Raw genomic sequence first — 15,449 nt, 5'->3', positions numbered from 1 at the left:
GGCATGGTTTCAGGATGAAGGGTGGCCGGTTTCACACAAGCGATTTGCACGAATCAAAAACGGGAGCGAGAGGAAACCGGCTCACCCGGAGATATCAGATTTCCCCACAAAGGCGAAGAGATGGAAAGGAGACATTCGATGACCAGTTCAACCGCTCTAACTGACCCCACCATCATGATCGCACTGGACTTGCCGACGCAGGCTGCGGCCGAATCGTTCCTGGCGCGGTGGCCGCAAGAGAAACGGCCGTTTCTCAAAGTGGGGATGCAGCTGTTTTACGCCACGGGCCCCGCATGGGTGACCAGCTTGAAAGAGCGAGGGTATCCGGTGTTTCTCGACCTGAAATTGCACGATATTCCCCATACTGTTTATCATGCCGTGAAATCCGTCGCCAGCCTGGGAGTGGATATGCTCACCCTCCATGCGGGGGGCGGCGTCTCCATGATGGCCGCGGCGCGGGAAGCGGCGGCTGCGGCCGGAGCGGACACCATGCGGTTGGTCGGCGTCACCCAACTCACTTCCACTGACCAGCGGACGATGAATGAGGAGATCGGCATTCCGGGCACGGTGGAGGACTGCGTCCGGCGTTATGCGGAACTGGCGGCCCAAGCGGGTTTGCACGGGGTGATTTGTTCCGGTTGGGAAGTGCCGATGGTCAAACGGGCCATGCGAAATGCGGGAACGGAAGGAATCGCGGTGGTGCCCGGCATCCGGCCGCATGGGGTGGCATCCGATGACCAGAAACGGATCATGACGCCGGAGCAGGCAGTACAAAACGGTGCCGACTATTTGGTGGTGGGCCGGGCCATATTGCGGGCGGATGATCCGGTGCACGCATACGAACAGATCCAACAGGACATCACAAAAGTGAGGAGGATATGAAATGGCGTGGGATGTACGTGAAGCCATTCAGCGGACGGGCGTGTTGAAAGAAGGGCATTTCCTTCTGTCCTCCGGCCGTCACAGTGCCCAATACATGCAATGCGCACAACTGTTGCAACACCCGGCGGAGGCCGAACAGGCGGGACGGGCACTGGCTGATCGGTTCCGGGACGACAAGGTGGATCTGGTGGTCGGTCCGGCGTTGGGCGGTGTGATCATTGCCCATGAGGTGGCGCGGGCACTCGGGGTGCGGTGTCTGTTCGCCGAACGTCAAAACGGGGAGATGAGCCTGCGTCGCGGCTTCACTATCCAGCCCGGCGAGCGTGTTCTCATCGTCGAAGACGTAGTGACCACGGGCGGATCGGTGATGGAAGTGGTGCGTCTCGTTCAGGCGGCGGGCGGACGTGTGATCGGGATCGGCTCCATCGTGGACCGCAGTGGTGGCCGTGCCCCGTTTGACGTGCCGTATCGGGCGTTGCTGCCGTATGAGATCCCCAGCTACAATCCGGCGGAATGCCCGTTGTGCAAAGAGGGGATCCCGGCGGTGAAACCGGGCAGCCGCACAGTAAAGGCGAGATGAGGAGGAAAAAGGGAGGACATGGATGTTCTCCCCTTTTTTCCCCCACCATACCTTGTAATACGATGTATAAAGTGTTAAGACGAAAGGATCACGAGGGAATGAAGGAACACCATGGACGATGATAATACATCTTGATTTTGTCCCTGTTGGCTTACAGAGAGATGTACGGTTATGAGATGGCCAAGCGAATCCGGCAGCAAAGCCGGGATTTGTACGAGATGGGAGAAGGCACGTTGTATCCGGCGTTGAAGCGTCTCGAGAACAAGGGGTGGCTCACATCAAAGTGGAAAGAGACGGACGGAGGAAAGCGAAGGCGATACTACTCCGTCACTGAGGATGGGAGAAAAGCGTTGACGCGAAAGCTGGAGAGATGGCATTTCCTTCGCCGGCTCATTCTCCAGGTATCTCGGGAGGTGCACTCATGAACGACATCCATCGTCGTGTCACCGAGCTGCTCCGAAAGGTTCAATGCAATCCCCGTCAGCGGAAGGAACTGGAGGAAGAGCTGCTTGACCATTTGACCCTGCTGTATGAGGAATACAGGGAAAAGGGGGTACCTGCCGGATGAAGCGGAGCGTCAGGCGTTGACCGCTTTCGGGGATGCCGGGAAAATCGGCGGGGAGATCAACCGGGTATGGACGGGAGGAAACATGAGGATGAGAAAATGGTGGATGGCGATATGGCTGTTGTTGGGCATCGCTTGCATGTGGAAGGCGTATGATCTCTTGATGTTGGCCATACCAACGGGGAAGGGATCGGGGTGTATTTTCCGGGAGTGGAGAAACGATCGGGTCAAGTTGGGAGAAATCCCCTCTTATATAGCCGCTTTTTTCGGTTTGGGAATGGTGTTGTTGTTTCAAGTGTGGGTGTACTGGCGAAAGGCGGTTGGATTGAGCAGAAAAATGGACTAGAGGTGTATCCAAACCTTTTCGTGGGAAGCGTACGGCCAGGATCATACCGGCCTTTTTGATGAAACAGCCTTTTGATACAATAAAGATTGTGAATGTTGCAAAGAGAAAGGTGGATTGGCATGTCCTGCAACTTAAAGGGCAAAATTGCCGTCGTTACCGGTGCCACGCGCAAAACGGGCATCGGTGCGGCGGTGTGCCGCGCACTGGCCGAAAAGGGCGCAGACGTATTTTTCACCCATTGGACCCCTTATGATCGCATGACGTTTCAGAAGACGACGGAGCGGGAACCGGAGGAGCTGTTGCAGGAGTTGCGTGCCTTGGGTGTCCGCGCGGAAGCGCTTGCGGTGGATTTGTCCCAACCGGAAGCGGCGGAACGCGTCTTGGAAACGGTATGCGAACGGCTGGGTGCACCGTCCATTCTCGTGAACAATGCGGCGGTGTCGATCAACGACAGCTTCGAAACGATCACCGCACAGGGGCTGGACGCCCATTATGCCGTCAATGTGAGGGCGACCGCATTGTTAAGCGCCGGGTTTGCGCGCCGTTACAAAGGCGGACCGGGTGGACGGATTATCAATCTGACCAGCGGGCAGTCGCTGGGACCCATGCCGGGGGAGCTGTCCTACGTTGCGACGAAGGGCGCGATTGAAGCACTCACCCGGACATTGGCTGCGGAAGTGGCGCACAAGGGGATCACCGTCAATGCGGTCAACCCCGGACCGACGGATACCGGTTGGATGTCGGAGGAACTGAAACGGTCCTTGTTGCCCAAGTTTCCGATGGGACGCGTGGGACAACCGGCTGATGCCGCCCGGTTGATCGCATTTTTGGCCAGCGATGAGGCGGCGTGGATCACGGGACAGGTGATTCATTCCGAAGGCGGGTTTATCCGAAACTGAAGGGGAGGGACAACAGGATGAGCCGGACGGATCGTGACGTGACGGTGGTTTGCGACGGTGTGGCGAGAACGGGGCGATCGTCTCAAACCATCCTGGAACTGATGGGTGACCGGATTCCTCATTTGTGTTACCACCCCAGTCTGGGACCGATCCAAACCTGCGACCTGTGCATGGTCGAAGTGGATGGGGAATTGGTTCGCGCCTGCGCGACGCAGTTGGTCGACGGGATGAAGATCGATACCCTGTCGGATCGGGTGAAACGGGCACAAAAAGAGGCGATGGACCGCATCCTGGTCAACCATGAGCTGTACTGTACCGTTTGCGACAACAACAACGGCAACTGCGATCTTCATGAAGCGGTCAAGGCGATGAAGGTGGATCATCAGTCGGAGCCGTTCCGGCCGAAACCGTATCCGGTTGACGACAGCAACCCGTTTTACCGCTACGATCCCAACCAGTGCATTTTGTGCGGACGTTGTGTGGAAGCATGCCAAAATCTGCAGGTGAACGAAACGCTGTCCATCGATTGGGAGGCGGATCGCCCGCGGGTGGTGTGGGATCACGGCGTGTCGATCAATGAATCGTCGTGCGTTTCATGCGGTCATTGTGTCACCGTTTGTCCGTGCAATGCCTTGATGGAAAAATCGATGCTGGGGGAAGCGGGTTTTTTGACCGGATTCAAACCGGAGACCCTGCGCCATATGATCGACATCACCAAGGAAGTGGAACCCGGCTACCGCCAGATCCTGGCCATTTCCGAGATGGAAGCGGCCATGCGGGAGAAAACGATTCGCAAGACCAAAACCGTCTGTACTTACTGTGGTGTGGGATGCAGTTTTGACGTGTGGACCAAGGGACGGCGCATTCTGAAGATCCAGCCGCGGGAGGAAGCCCCGGCCAACGGCATTTCCACGTGTGTCAAAGGGAAGTTCGGTTGGGATTTTGTCAACAGCGAGGAGCGATTGACCCGACCGTTGATCCGGCGCGGGGACGTCTTTGAGGAGGCGGACTGGGAGGAAGCAATGGCCGTGATCGGCGAGAAGCTGGGAGCAATCCGTGATCGGTACGGTCCGGATGCCATCGGGCTGATCGCTTCTTCCAAATGCACCAACGAAGAAGCCTATCTGATGCAGAAGTTGGCCCGTGCCGTCATCGGCACCCACAATGTGGACAATTGCTCCCGATATTGCCAATCGCCGGCCACGCAAGGTCTTTTCCGTACGGTCGGTTACGGCGGAGATTCGGGATCCATCTCGGATATCGCACAGGCGGATTTGGTCATCATCATCGGTTCCAACACGGCCGAGTCGCATCCGGTACTGGCAACGCGGGTCAAACGGGCGCAGAAACTGCGCGGCCAAAAGGTGATTGTCGCCGATCTGCGCAAGCATGAGATGGCGGAGCGGGCGGATCTGTTCCTGCGACCTCGACCGGGGACGGATTTCGTATGGTTGTCGGCGCTGGCCCGCTACATACTGGATCAGGGCTGGCACGATGCGTCGTTTTTGGCGGAGCGGGTGCACGGTTTGGAGGAATACCGGCGCAGTTTGGAACCGTTTACACTGGCTTTTGCCGAGGAAATCACGGGGATTGCGGTGTCTGACCTGATCCGGGCGGCGGAGATGATCCGCGATGCCGACACCGTTTGCATCCTTTGGGCGATGGGCGTCACCCAGCATACCGGGGGCAGCGATACCAGCACCGCCATTTCCAATCTGCTTCTCGTGACGGGAAATTACGGCCGTCCCGGCACGGGGGCCTATCCGCTCAGGGGGCACAACAACGTCCAAGGGACCAGCGATTTCGGTGCGATGCCGCATATGTTTCCGGGCTATGAACCGGTGACGGACGAGCGGGTCCGAAAGCGGTATGAAGAAGCGTGGGGTGTTTCGCTGCCGGATCGGCCGGGATGGAACAATCACCAGATGGTGGATGCGATCCACGACGGCCGTTTGAAAGCCATGTACATCGTCGGAGAGGATATGGCCCTGGTGGATGCCAATGCGCGACGGGTACAGCGCGCTTTTGAACAATTGGAGTTTCTCATCGTGCAGGATCTGTTTCTGACGCGGACGGCGCAGTTTGCGGATGTCGTACTCCCCGCCAGCCCCAGTTTGGAGAAGGAAGGGACATTTACCAACACCGAGCGGCGGATTCAACGGCTGTATCCGGCGCTGGAGCCTCTGGGAGATTCGTTGCCGGATTGGCAAATCATCCAAATGGTGGCGCGAGCGTTGGGAGCTGACTGGTCGTATGCGCATCCGGGGGAAATCATGGCGGAAGCGGCCCGTTTGGCCCCGATGTTTGCCGGGGTCACATACGAGCGGCTGGAAGGATACCGAAGCCTGCAATGGCCGGTCCATCCGGACGGAACGGACACCCCGCTGCTGTATCGCGATCGCTTTGCGTTCCCGGACGGCAAGGCGCGCCTGTATCCGATGAAATGGATTCCGCCGCGCGAACGGGAAACGTCGTATGATTTGCATTTGAATAACGGTCGTGTGTTGGAACATTTCCACGAAGGCAACATGACCGGACGCTCCGTTGGCATCCGCTCCAAGGTCCCGCGCGCGTTCGTGGAAGTGTCGCCCGAAGTGGCGAAGGAGCGGGGGTTGACGGATGGCATGTGGGTTCGTCTCACCTCCCCTTACGGTGAGGCGCGGGTACCCGTGCTGGTGACGGATCGTGTGCGGGGACGGGAGCTGTATCTCACCATGAACGACCCTGAGGATGGTGCCGTCAACCTGTTGACGGGCGATGACACCGACCGGGAAACGGATACACCGGCGTACAAGGAATACGCCGTGCGCATGGAGGTGTTGGACGAACCGCCAACCGAACCGTTGCCACGGCACAACCCGCGTTTTGCCAACCGGCGACCGACACGCGGGGTGGAAGTGGAACGAAAATGGCAAAGAGCGGATTACCGCATGCCCGGAACGGAAGGAGGGGACCGTGATGGCCGCACCCACGAGAGAAATCGTCTCCAACCGGAAACCCGCCACTGAAGAGAAGCTGTCTCCGGAAGCGGTCCAATTGCTGAACCGTTGGGCTGAACAAAAAGAGGCGGTCGATGAACTGATCGATGTGATCAGTTTGCTTCACGAAAAAGGATGGTTGCGAACGGCCAAGGCTTTTTTGGCATCGACCGACGAGCTGTTGACCGTCGCACTGGAGCAGTTGAATACGCCGGGCGGCAAGCGTTTGTTGCGCAACCTGATTCATACGGGTGTCCTGTTGTCCGCGGTCGATCTGCCGTCTGCGGTCAAAACGGCGGAAGAAGCGGAAAAAGAGACGGAGCGACCGGGCATGTGGACACTGCTCCAAACCCTGCGCGATCCCGAAGTGATCGCCGCCATCCGTTATTTCCTGAATCTCGCCAAAAGGTTGCGTCCGGAAGAAGGAAAGGAAAGCGGGGAGGAAACGAGATGAGGCTCCATCCGTTTCCTCCTCCGAGAAGCAATGTGTCTCGCAGGCATATCCGGCGTGTGACCGGAGGTCAAATCTCCACGAGGACGGACCGGATCATCGTGGAAGAACCGATGGAAATCCGCATCCGGCTGTATGGTGTTCCCGAACCGATTCCCCTCGGGGTGACGATGCGCACCCCGGGCCATGATTTCGAACTGGCTGCGGGATGGTTGTTTGCCGAGGGCATTTTGCGCTCGCCTGACGAAGTGTCGCATCTCACCTATTGTACAGACCCCCATGTGGATCAAGAACAACGCTACAACATCGTGAACGTGCATTTGCGTCCCGGCATCCGTCCGAATCTGGACCGGCCCCGCCGCCGTTTTGCGGCCATGTCGGGATGCGGTGTCTGCGGAACGGCGTCACTGGCATCCCTTCGTGCCCAGGGTGTCGTTCCGGCAAAGGGGCGGATTCGGTTACGCGCCGCTCTGTTGCCACGGATGGGAGAGGTGTTTCGCCAGAGTCAACGTCTGTTTCAGCAGACAGGCGGATTGCATGCAGCCGCCTTGTTTGATGAAGAGGGACGGTTGTTGTCCATCCGCGAGGACGTGGGTCGGCACAATGCGGTGGACAAACTGATCGGCCAAGCATGGCTCAACCGGCAGTGTCCGCTGGACCGGAAGATCCTGATGGTGAGCAGTCGTGCCGGGTTCGAAATCGTACAAAAGGCGGCGGTTGCCGGCGTGCCCATCCTCATCACGATGTCGGCACCGTCCACATTGGCATGTGATACCGCCCGTGCGTTCGGCATCACGCTGATCGGATTCGCACGTGGCGCCTCGTTCAATGTGTATACGGGTGAGGAGCGGGTATGGTTGGAGGAGTCGGAACGGGCAGACGGGTAAACACAACTTCTTGCAGCGAAATGTCTGGATTCGGGCGTGTCGGGTCATCCCCAGGGGGCAATGGCCTGGCATCCATACGCAAGCGCAGAAGTTGAACCGCGGGCCTCTCTATGCAAACCGGATTTTGCCCGCGTCCTGCTCCGTTCGGAGTGGTCATGATTTGCTTCCTTGCATAATCGGGTGAAGCGATTCGGGAAAAGGAAAAAAACGATATGGAGCAGACACGCGCTATGCAGGATTCACCCGGTTTTCCCCGTAAATATATTAAAGTTCGGAAAATGTGATGAGGAAAGGGGAGTACGGGATGAATTCCGGAGATGAAAGAGAAAAAAACCGTACGTTGCCAAACGTTTGCGATGTTCGTCAACTGGGAAAACGGGATACGATGTGGCCTGCCTTTCAAGCAATGGTGGAAAAAGGAGAGGCAGCGGTTCCTGTGCTGATGGAAGGCTTGCAGGATGTGGATGAACAGGTGCGAGGGGTAGCGGCGGTTGCGTTGGGTGAGATTGGAAGCGCGGCAAGAGGAGCGGTTCCGCAGCTGATCGCGCTGCTGCATGAAGAAAACCGGGAAACGCGCATGGCGGCGGCATTGGCGCTGATGAAAATCGGAGCTGATGCGGTCGAAGCATTGCAATCGTGTCTCAGATCGGACAACCGGCAAGCACGTTTTTGGGCGGCCTGGGCCTTGACCATGAACGATCCGTCACAAACGGAAGCCGTGTACGTGCTGCGCGAAGCCTGGGCGGATGATCGCAATGACAAATATGTTCATTTGGCCGCGGCGGAAGCCATTTTCAAAGCGATGCGGCATCAGTCTTCCGAACGGTAGAAGAGAAAAAGGGAGAATACGGGATGAAGCGGATTTGGAGGGGGAAATTGCTGGTTTCAGCGGTGATGACGGTTGTGACACTGATTGTATTGAAAATGATTGTCTGGATGAAACATTCATTCCAACCGCCGGACCCCGATGTGTTGATGATCCCTTATGATCCGTTTTTTTATTTGATATACGTGGCCCCCGTCATGTTTTTGTTTGCGCTGCCCGTCTCGTTGGTGTCAGATTGGTTGACCCGGCGGGCAGGGAAACATCGGTGGGTGTTGTCCTTGCTGATCCACACGGGAGCCGCCGCACTGTTGATGTTCTGGTTGGGGTGGAATTTACGGCAATCGGTTCAATGGGTGGTGACGCTTCCCACTCTCCTGGAACTGTTTGCGGAGTCGGTTTTCAGCCTGCCCACCCTGTTGGCGTTGGGATATTGGGCACTGGATGAATGGTGGAAGAAAACCGGCACAAAAAACAGTCGTACCGACGGTACGACGTGAAATTGCTGACAAAACAGCTTCCTACTCGCAATTTCTGGTGAGTTTTAAGACCTTGCCTTTTCCGTCAGTTGTCGGATCACCGATTCATCCGGTGTGACATACAGCGTTTTTTGATGGTCATAGATGACAAAACCCGGACGGGCGCCGGAAGGTTTACGCACGTATTTGACCAATGTGTAATCGACCGGCACTTGACTGGAATGACGGGCTTTGCTGAAGTAAGCGGCCAGCATGGCAGCCTCGTGCAAGGTTTGTTCGCCGAACGTTCGGGCCCGGATCACCACGTGCGAGCCGGGGATGTCCTTGGTGTGCAACCATGTGTCCCCGGACGAGGCGAGGTGATGGGTCAAATAATCGTTTTGTTTGTTGTTTTTGCCCACGAGAATGGGAATCCCTTCAGAAGAATGATAAACAGCCGGGGAAGGTGCTTCCTTTTTCCGCTTGCGCGTTCCTTTTCCCGATGGACGCAGCCAGCCTTCTTCCTCCAGTTCCTCCCGAATTTGCTCCACTTCTTTCAACGAGGCGTTTTCCAACAATGCCAGTACGGACTCCAGATAAGTGATGTCTTGCTGTGCTTTTTCCATTTGCTCTTTGTTCCATTGGCGTGTGGCTTTCGCCTTGTTGTAACGCTTGAAATAGCGCTGGGCGTTTTCCGACGGGGTCAACTGCGGATCGAGCGGAATTTCGATCTCGGGCGCTTCCGGATCGTAATAGTTGATCACCCGTGCCACCCGGTCTCCCCGTTGAATCTGGTGCATATAGGCGGTGAGCAATTCCCCGTAAATCCGTGCATTTTCCGCCTTTTCCGCTTCCCGGATTTCCCGTTCCAACACTTGGATTTTTTTTTCATTCTTCTCAATCTCGTTTTTCAGTTTGCGCACGAGATCCAATGTTTGCTGCCGGACACGATCCCGTTCCGCTTTCCCGTGGAAAAAGGCATCCAGACACGAACTGACACTGTCGAACGTTTGCGCATCTCCCTTCAGGTGGGTTAATGCCACCACGGAGAAAAACGCCTTCTGTTCGGGGGAGACGACGATGGTGGGTTGGTACCGGTGTTCGCGGATGTCGGCCATCACCTTGGAAAAGGCCTGCCACAACCGCGACCGCTCCCCCAACCCTGCCCGATGGACGATCTCTTTGGCGACCACGGGGCTGATACCGGCGAATCGGTCGACGATCTGTCGGTCCAACCGGCCCTGGTTGAAGTCCAACGAACGGATGAACGTCGCTTCATCCGCAGTTAACGGGTGATGTTTGTCCTGGGTGGGCGGCCGCCGGTACGTCACGCCCGGCAACACCTGACGGTAACGGTTGACGGCATGGGAGACGCGGCGGACGGCGTCGATGATGTGGTTGGATTCCGGGTCTGTCAGGATGATGTTGCTGTGACGACCCATGATCTCCGCGATCAGCAGGCGGGTCACATCATCGCCCAAATCGTTGCGGGCGCGGATGTGGATGTGAACGATCCGCTCCATGTCCACTTGTTCGATGGCGGTGATGATCCCGCCTTCGCAGTGTTTGCGCATCAGCATGCAAAACATTGGCGGCTCCAAGGGATTTTCCGTCATATGGCGGGTGAGATGAATCCGGGCATAAGACGGGTGTGCCGAGATGAGCAACAGATGATTCCGTTGTTGTACCCTTACTTGCAGCAACAACTCGTTTTCACTCGGTTGATAGATTTTGTTGATCCGCCCGCCGACCAGCATCTGCATCTCCCGAACGGCGGCACGGGTGACCAAGCCGTCGAACGACATGGTATCCCTCCTTCCTGAAATGTGGTCCGTATGTATGCACGCATCTTGTCCAGTATATCACGATTGGTATTGCTGACTCCATACGATTTGCCGTGAACCTGGAGCGTGAGACGGGTGAAATGCTCCGTCGCCTCCAAATGACGCTGGGAGATTCACTTATTATTGTGAGAGCTGAGCAAACTCGACACTTGATCGCTGTTGACCCCAGCCAAGGATTTAATGGGTCTATTTTGCAACCGTTCGAGAATCCGCCCGGGGTGATGAATTGAATTTTCCACGCTTGTATTGTATCAGCCAACTCATACCGCACAGAAAGGAAATAGTCCCAATCCCCAATCCAACCAAGGGAATTCCCAGTTGTTCGTAAGTCCACCCGGATACCACATAGGAGAGTTGCATCACTCCGCCATAGGTTGCCAAGTGCAGGGAAAAAACACGTCCCCGGACTTCCTCATTCGTATGGGTTTGCAACAGATACGTGTCAAGGGGGATGATGATACCGGAACTTACCCTCATCAGATACAGCATCAAAACCCCCGTTAGAAAGGTGTTGGTTTGAGCGAGCAAAGCAAAAAATAATGCCTGGGTAAGGTAGGAAACCCCATACCATACTACGGCTCGACGGTGTTGATCCTTGATGAATTTTTTTAAACAGTATGCCCCGGTCAACACTCCCAGACCATCGATCGCATACAGGATTCCGATCCCGAATCCTTGCAGATCGTAGACTTTGCTTCCAAGCAGAGGGATCAATATTTGATATCCTCCGCCGGCAAATCCCCAGCTGATCCCAATCAGGATAACAGAACGGACGACGTGGTTGCGGGTCGCTTCCCGGAATCCTTCCTGTAAAGCTTGTACGTAGGGATGATGACGGGAAGATGGGGTGGCTTCCGACCATTTCGTTTGAAGAATGCAAAGCGCGGCACATCAAAAGCATACCGACAGACAACGCAGAATGAGACAGGAACAGAATCGTTTGTGCAAGTGCCACTTGGTTAAACCAATCCCCCAGCATACTGCCGGTTTGACCGATCCAAAGGTAACGGTAATTTTTATTTCTGGCAATCAAGCTTTTTTTCATTCTCGCTCCTCCTTGTTTTCTCTTTTTTACATGTGATTCTGTTTTTCCTTTTTTCGTGCAAGATAACATCAAATTATTTATAATCTACTTAAAAAACAAATGAAGGTGAAAGGATGGAAAAAGAAAAGCGTTTATTGCGATACCTGTTCCGTAGTTTCCAAGATCGCGACAATGATTCTTTTCATCGAAAACAAGGCGTCCATATTCCGGAACCGGAATTTCGTCAAGGAGAACTCTCAGCGGAAAGCATCAAACTGATTAAGGACAAAATGAACCCCGATGAGGAAGCGGAATTGCACATTTGTCCGGTTTTTCTGGAACGTACAGATGATCCGAACCAGATCCTCACGCCGTTATTCCTGCCGGCCCGGTTGGAAGACGGCAAACTGTTGCCGATTACTCATCGTCCCGCATACATACCGAGAAAGTACTTGGAACCGACTGTGGGCCACGAATTGGTTTTGGGCAGATTGGATCAACTGGACGCGTTGGCCGAACAAACGGCGTATGCCGTAGAGGGTAACTGGTCTGAAGCTATTGCTTATGCGGAAAAACTTTTTCAGCATGTCATCGGCGAGCGGTTGCAAAGTTTTGTGATCGACGGCTATCGACGCAGTGAACAGGTGTGGGTGGTACCGATCCAGGAAGGAAAGCTGAACAAAGAGTTCATTGCATTGTATAAGCATTTGGTTGGATCAGAGACTTTACCTGCTCTGTTGCAAAACTACCTTTCTCTTGAGGAACAGAAAAATGAACCAATTCTTTCCTGTCTCGATCAATCGGAACGTCATCTCGGTCAGATGAATCATGTCTATCCGCTGTCTCCCGGTCAGCGGGAATCGTTGCATCATTTTTTCACCCTGAATGAAGGGGAGATGTTGGCTGTCAATGGACCGCCGGGAACAGGTAAAACCACCCTGCTGCAAAATGTGGTCGCTTCGCTGTGGGTGGAGGCGGCAGCGAAAGGGATGGACGATCCGCCGGTAATTGTCGCAACGTCGGCCAACAACAAAGCGATCACCAATATCATCGACAGCTTCGGTCAAACGGGAGAGAAACAACCGGACACCCGGACGGTTTGGGGAAAGAAAGCGGTCCAGTTGCAGGGCAGATGGATTCCCGGGCTGAAGAGTTACGGTTTGTATCTGCCTGCGTCATCACAGATGGGGAAATTGGCGGAATCGGGTCATCCGTACCATGTTGTCAGCGAAAACGGCGAAGATTTCATGAAACAAATGGAAATGCCGAGCCAAGTTGCAGAAGCAAAAACTTACTTTTTAAGTCGGTGTGCTGAGTACGCGGGTTCAACGGTGGACAGTCTGTCATTCGCGGCGGAACTTTTGCAAACCGATCTTGTTCGAACCTGTGAAGCGATTCGGGATGGGGTGAATTTGGCTAAACAGTATCAGGCGTATCAGGAACGGTTGAACCGGGAATACGACGGATCGATCGAGAAACTGTCGGAACAGATCCGAGAATGGGAAGAACAGGAAATGGAGGCGTCCAAAAGAAAACAGTTCTATGTGAGGTTGAAACGGGATTGGACGGAACATCTAAACAAGGAACCGCTGTGGTGGAAATGGCTCTTTTTCCTTCCCGGGATCAACGAGAGAAGGCGGCGGCGAAATGAAGTGTTTCTTCTGGAAAAAAACCATCCGATCGAGGTCTTCTCTTTTGCAAATGATGAAATCAGTCGCGCCATCGACCGGGAGATCCAAAAACACGAGGCCGACCGACAGGCGGCGGAAGCGAAGCGAACCGAATTACAGCAATTGCTCGAAAAGATTCGTCAATCAGAACATCGTCTCCGAACATGGTGCCGAAATCATGAAGTCCCGTTTTCCGACTCCATGGAGACACTGGATACCAGCCTTCGGTACTTGGCTTTTCGTCTCGCCACTCACTATTGGGAAGCCAAATGGTTGATGGAGATGGAAGAGCAAATTGCCAAAGGATATCAAGAGAGCAAATCCAGCCGGAAAACCAGAAAAAAATGGCGGCGATACGCCAAACTGACTCCGTGTTTTGTCGCCACTTTTCATATGCTGCCGAAGTGGTTTTGCGTGTACGATCCGGTCGTGAACCAAGGAAAGAAAAAATACCAATCGGGGTATCTGACGGGTTTCATCGACCTGCTGATCATCGATGAGGCCGGGCAAGTTTCTCCGGATTTGGCCGTCCCGGCGATTTCCCTCGCCAAAAAAGCGTTGGTGGTGGGAGATACCATGCAAATCGAGCCCATCTCCTCAGTAACCCGGGACGTGGATCACGGAAATCTTTTGGGAACCGGTGTGATCGCCGATTTGAAAGAAGCGGAGGAGATCGAGGAGAAGGGCGTGACAGCAGCCCTCGGAAGCGTCATGAGGATCGCTCAACGGAGAAGCAAATATCGGAAGAACGAACGGTTCGGAGGTATGTTCCTCTCCGAACACCGCCGTTGTGTACCGGAGATCATCCGGTACTGCAACCTCCTCGCTTATGGCGGCGATTTGCAACCATTGCGTCCGTCAGAGAAAAAATACGACTTTCTCCCGCATCTGGGATATGCCGACATCAGGGGGGAAGCCAAAGACGCCGGAGGAAGGGGAAAGTTCAATGTTGAAGAAGCCGAAGCCATCGTTGGTTGGATTCGGAATCATCGTGAAAAACTCGAACACATTTCGGGGAAAGCCATTGGAGACATCTTGGGAATTGTCACTCCGTTTCGATACCAGACCGTTTTGATTCGCGAGTTGTTGAAGGAATTGGGGATTTCAGACATCACTGTCGGCACGGTTCATGCTTTGCAGGGGGCGGAAAAGGATATTGTCCTGTTTTCGCCCGTGGTTGGTTCCAAGTCTGGCAAGCCCTTTTACGACCGGAATCTCAATATGATGAATGTGGCCGTTTCCCGGGCGAAGGACAGCTTTCTCGTCTTCGGCAATATGGAGGAGTTCGGCTTGATCCCCGGCACTCCGTCCCATTTGTTGAAAAGTCTCTTGTACAAGCCGGAGAATAAAATTCCTGTTTCCTATCAAAATGATCGTCTGTTGCCGCATCTGACCCGACGCATGCGAACCCGTCGCGATTCCTTCTCCATGCAGGATCGCACCATCGTTCAACAGATCATCCATATCCACAAAAATGAGGGACAAGTGTTGATCGCACAAGATCAAGGCAAGATCGTGGCGACACAGAACATCAGAAAATGATCATGAGAAAGGGTGGTTATTGTGGCTGATCGCCATATTCAAGTTCATCATAACAAGGGTCAATTCGTTATCAACTACGGGAAGGGAACCCAAAATGTAACACAAAATATTTACCACGGCCATGAAGATCAATGGGGCCAGTTGTATCAACGATTGGAACAACTTCTCAACGAATTGAAACGAACAGATCAATTGGATGGGGAAAGGAAAGAGGAAGCCGTCGAATACATTGATGACGTGTTGGCAAATGTGAAGGAACGTTCCATCAAAAAAGGTTCACTGCGCAAACTGAACAAAGAATTAATGGAAATGAAGGGTTTGATTTCAGCGAGTTCCGCACTGGGACAATGCATCAGTGCGGTGATGGATATCATCAGCACCATTTTGAAGGCATATCACAACATCGTTTCGTTTTGTGTCTCATCCATTCAACTATCTGGTATGAGCTCTTTTCCTTGCGCTTTACTTCCAAAAACATAGGCGAAATCCTTCTGCTGAAC

Annotated in this window: 15 protein-coding genes; 13 read left to right on the top strand and 2 right to left on the bottom strand. The window is 54.4% G+C overall.

Annotated elements, in window-relative coordinates:
* Positions 1-138 precede the first annotated feature (138 nt).
* The 11 genes from pyrF (at position 139) to JQC72_RS02170 (ending at position 8,911) form a co-directional block, all read left to right on the top strand.
* The gene (gene pyrF / locus JQC72_RS02220; protein ID WP_205492490.1) at positions 139-882 is read left to right on the top strand and encodes an orotidine-5'-phosphate decarboxylase; all 744 of its coding nucleotides are present in this window, start codon (positions 139-141) and stop codon (positions 880-882) included.
* Between the two features lies 1 nt (position 883).
* Complete coding sequence (pyrE, locus tag JQC72_RS02215; RefSeq protein ID WP_205492489.1) at positions 884-1,462, top strand: orotate phosphoribosyltransferase; 579 nt, start codon at positions 884-886, stop codon at positions 1,460-1,462.
* Between the two features lie 131 nt (positions 1,463-1,593).
* Positions 1,594-1,887, top strand: coding sequence for a PadR family transcriptional regulator (locus tag JQC72_RS02210; protein WP_302104440.1), 294 nt, complete (start codon positions 1,594-1,596; stop codon positions 1,885-1,887).
* Positions 1,884-2,030, top strand: a complete 147-nt coding sequence (locus JQC72_RS02205) for a hypothetical protein (RefSeq protein WP_205492488.1) — start codon at positions 1,884-1,886, stop codon at positions 2,028-2,030. The genes JQC72_RS02210 and JQC72_RS02205 overlap by 4 nt, the downstream gene beginning before the upstream one ends.
* An 88-nt stretch (positions 2,031-2,118) precedes the next feature.
* Complete coding sequence (locus JQC72_RS02200; protein WP_205492487.1) at positions 2,119-2,373, top strand: hypothetical protein; 255 nt, start codon at positions 2,119-2,121, stop codon at positions 2,371-2,373.
* Between the two features lie 119 nt (positions 2,374-2,492).
* Positions 2,493-3,272 (top strand): SDR family oxidoreductase, encoded by a 780-nt coding sequence (locus JQC72_RS02195; RefSeq protein ID WP_205492486.1) that lies wholly within the window; start codon positions 2,493-2,495, stop codon positions 3,270-3,272.
* Between the two features lie 17 nt (positions 3,273-3,289).
* Positions 3,290-6,280, top strand: coding sequence for a formate dehydrogenase subunit alpha (gene fdhF / locus JQC72_RS02190; protein ID WP_205492485.1), 2,991 nt, complete (start codon positions 3,290-3,292; stop codon positions 6,278-6,280).
* Positions 6,231-6,704: a helical membrane plugin domain-containing protein gene (locus JQC72_RS02185; RefSeq protein WP_205492484.1), complete on the top strand. Its 474-nt coding sequence runs from the start codon at positions 6,231-6,233 to the stop codon at positions 6,702-6,704. The genes fdhF and JQC72_RS02185 overlap by 50 nt, the downstream gene beginning before the upstream one ends.
* Positions 6,701-7,588, top strand: a complete 888-nt coding sequence (gene fdhD, locus JQC72_RS02180; protein ID WP_205492483.1) for a formate dehydrogenase accessory sulfurtransferase FdhD — start codon at positions 6,701-6,703, stop codon at positions 7,586-7,588. The genes JQC72_RS02185 and fdhD overlap by 4 nt, the downstream gene beginning before the upstream one ends.
* 304 nt (positions 7,589-7,892) lie before the next feature.
* Positions 7,893-8,417, top strand: a complete 525-nt coding sequence (locus JQC72_RS02175; protein WP_205492482.1) for a HEAT repeat domain-containing protein — start codon at positions 7,893-7,895, stop codon at positions 8,415-8,417.
* Between the two features lie 23 nt (positions 8,418-8,440).
* Entirely contained in the window at positions 8,441-8,911 is a 471-nt protein-coding gene (locus JQC72_RS02170) for a hypothetical protein (RefSeq protein ID WP_205492481.1), read from the top strand.
* A 44-nt stretch (positions 8,912-8,955) separates the two neighbouring features.
* On the opposite strand, the gene JQC72_RS02165 is transcribed toward JQC72_RS02170, so the two are convergent.
* Positions 8,956-10,674 (bottom strand): Rqc2 family fibronectin-binding protein, encoded by a 1,719-nt coding sequence (locus tag JQC72_RS02165; protein WP_205492480.1) that lies wholly within the window; start codon positions 10,672-10,674, stop codon positions 8,956-8,958.
* A gap of 225 nt (positions 10,675-10,899) precedes the next feature.
* Positions 10,900-11,589: an MFS transporter gene (locus tag JQC72_RS02160; RefSeq protein WP_205493207.1), complete on the bottom strand. Its 690-nt coding sequence runs from the start codon at positions 11,587-11,589 to the stop codon at positions 10,900-10,902.
* A 282-nt stretch (positions 11,590-11,871) separates the two neighbouring features.
* Between JQC72_RS02160 and JQC72_RS02155 the strand changes: the two genes are divergently transcribed.
* Positions 11,872-14,949: an AAA domain-containing protein gene (locus tag JQC72_RS02155; protein ID WP_205492479.1), complete on the top strand. Its 3,078-nt coding sequence runs from the start codon at positions 11,872-11,874 to the stop codon at positions 14,947-14,949.
* 21 nt (positions 14,950-14,970) lie between these two features.
* Positions 14,971-15,429: a hypothetical protein gene (locus tag JQC72_RS02150; RefSeq protein WP_205492478.1), complete on the top strand. Its 459-nt coding sequence runs from the start codon at positions 14,971-14,973 to the stop codon at positions 15,427-15,429.
* The last annotated feature ends 20 nt before the right edge of the window (positions 15,430-15,449 follow it).

Source organism: Polycladomyces zharkentensis, assembly GCF_016938855.1.
In the GTDB taxonomy this organism is placed as follows: domain Bacteria; phylum Bacillota; class Bacilli; order Thermoactinomycetales; family JIR-001; genus Polycladomyces; species Polycladomyces zharkentensis.
This window is presented reverse-complemented; position numbering and strand designations above follow the sequence as displayed.